This window comes from Aerococcus sp. L_32 (genome assembly GCF_050689315.1).
This window is the reverse complement of the sequence record NZ_JBOEQF010000304.1, coordinates 1-2,358: the sequence shown is the minus strand read 5'-3', so window position 1 is coordinate 2,358 and position 2,358 is coordinate 1. Positions and strand designations below refer to the sequence as shown.

General features: G+C 40.4%; 3 protein-coding genes. 2 read left to right on the top strand and 1 reads right to left on the bottom strand.

All coding sequences use genetic code 11. From position 1 onward, the window contains the following. Both ACRCJ0_RS12125 and ACRCJ0_RS12120 read left to right on the top strand, forming a co-directional pair. Positions 1-202, top strand: a 202-nt coding sequence (locus tag ACRCJ0_RS12125; protein WP_431390582.1) for a rhodanese-like domain-containing protein, incomplete at its 5' end; no start/stop codon positions are given. Positions 203-418: 216 nt separating this feature from the next. Beyond that, positions 419-1,300 (top strand): polysaccharide deacetylase family protein, encoded by an 882-nt coding sequence (locus tag ACRCJ0_RS12120; RefSeq protein ID WP_431390581.1) that lies wholly within the window; start codon positions 419-421, stop codon positions 1,298-1,300. Positions 1,301-1,547: 247 nt separating this feature from the next. Here the strand turns inward: ACRCJ0_RS12120 and rlmD are convergent. Continuing rightward, a partial coding sequence (rlmD, locus tag ACRCJ0_RS12115) for a 23S rRNA (uracil(1939)-C(5))-methyltransferase RlmD (RefSeq protein WP_431390580.1) occupies positions 1,548-2,358 on the bottom strand: 811 nt, incomplete at its 5' end.

Genomic DNA, 2,358 nt, shown 5'->3' with positions numbered 1-2,358 from the left:
GGAGAAAAACTTGGTCAATATCCCACTAGAAAAGCTAGCGGATAACTTAGAAAAAATTGATAGCGACAAAGATATTTACCTACTCTGTGGATCAGGCGGCCGCGCCACAGCAGGCGACGCCTACTTAACATCACATGGCTACAACAAAACACATGTCATCGAAGGTGGCATCAAAGCAGTCATTCAAGCTCAAGGGGAATAATTGTTTTAGCTGTATTTTATTTTAGTTTGCTATGTTGCTTTACTGAGGAGAATCTCCACTAATATTGCCAAAAAGATAGTGATTGCCAAGTCAGCGATCACTATTTTTTCATTTGCGTGATTGTTTTTCTGAAATTTGAATGATTTTTTTCCGTAATCTTTTATATATTAGTGTATGATAAATATATATATTATATGTTATAGGGAGGAATAGGACATGTTGAAAAGATTACCCGTTCTATTATTAACAGGTTTGCTTTTAGCTGGTTGTGCTGGAAATGAACAAGAGAATGGCGATGGGTCCCAAGAACAAAGTACTTCTAGTGAATCTTCAGAGGCGTCCACTAATAATGGTAGTGAGGATGCGGAAAGCATTGACCAAGATGCGGATACTAATGAAGAAACAGATAATCAAGTAGCTAACTACTATATCGATCCTGAGACTTCAAGTGTATTGCCGGCTAATGAGGATGCGAACCCTAATGTTGTACTCGCCACTGTCGATGATGTACCAAGGAAGTTACCCGAAACACTAACGTCGTCAGTAGAGGAAGCACAAGCTATGGCCAATCGCGGTATTTACGGGATTTTCTTCGTCAACGGTATGTACTTACAAGGGGAAGATGGCGAAGAAGGCCGACAAGCATTAAAAGAGATTGCCGACATGGGTCATGTGATTGGTAACCACACGCTTACGCATTATAGTCTTGACCAAGTACCTGACGAAGAAACCTTGCGTCACGAAATTATTGGTAACCAAGATATTATTGAAGAAGTTATTGGTTATCGCCCACAATTTTTCCGTCCACCACACGGTATTGAAATCCCAGAATTAGAGGAGATTTTAGAAGAAGAAAACATGGTGGCGATGAACTGGTCGTACGGTTTTGATTGGGACGAAAACTATTCAGACCCAGCAACGCTAGCAGATGTCATGGTGAACACTGAATTCTTATCCCTAGGCGCTAATTTATTAATGCACGACTTAACTTGGACCAACGAAGCTATGCCGGCCATACTAGACGGTATCCAAGTCAAAGGTTACGAATTTGTTGACGCCCGTGACATCGCTACACGAGACGAAATGGCTGACTTATAATCTAATCACTTGATTTTTAAAAAATATTTATACACGCAAAAAGATAGTGTCTGTTTAAGTTAACATTCACTATCTTTTTGTATTGGTTATTAATTTGACTACATTGAGAAATTACTCATCATAATTAGCATATATTTACATTCTGTAACTATTGAATGTATTCTTGAATTACCTTAAAGCCACAGGCTTATCTATTAATCAACAAAAGTTACTAAATAGAGTTGAAGCTAGAGGCTCCATGTTTTAATTAATCTTTTAATTCTTTTTTCTTTAATAACACGATGTTTTCTAAATGTGCGGTATGAGGGAATTGGTCGATTGGTTGCACTTCTACGACTTCGTAGCCAAAGTCGAGTAACCAAACTAGGTCGGCTGCTAAACTTTTCGGTCCGCATGACACGTAGACAATGCGGTCGGTGCCGAATCGACCGATGGCACGCATGACTTTACCGCCCGCCCCGTTACGTGGTGGATCTAATAATAGTAGGTCTGGTTGTCCCCAAACATCTGGTAAAACCCGCAATCCTGCTCTGGCATCTGAGGCCATAAAGAAAGTATTATCTAGGTTGTTATCTGATGCATTTCGTTTAGCTGAGTTGATTGAGTTCTCTACAATTTCAATCCCTGCCAACGATTTAGAAGCTGCTGCTAATGGTAGTGAAAAAGTCCCGATACCACAAAATAGGTCTAAAACTTTCATGTCCTCTTTAACCTGAGCCATGTCAATCGCAGTTTCTACCATCTTATCGGCTTGGACAGGATTTACTTGGAAGAAAGTATCTGGCCAAATACGGAATTTAAAACCTTGTAGTTCGTCGTTGATATAGTCACGACCGTGAATGAGATAGACATCATTGTCATACGACCGTTCGGTACCCCCATTTTTCTTCAACCATTGGAATGAAACAATCCGTGGTTGCGCGTTCAGAAGGCGTTGGGTAAGGTCCTCGATGGCTTCAGTATAAGCGTCCGGTGCTTCTAAAGCGTAAATGGCGACCATGATTTCCCCTGTTACAAATGATTGACGCATCAATAGGTTGCATAGCAAACCTTCTTTA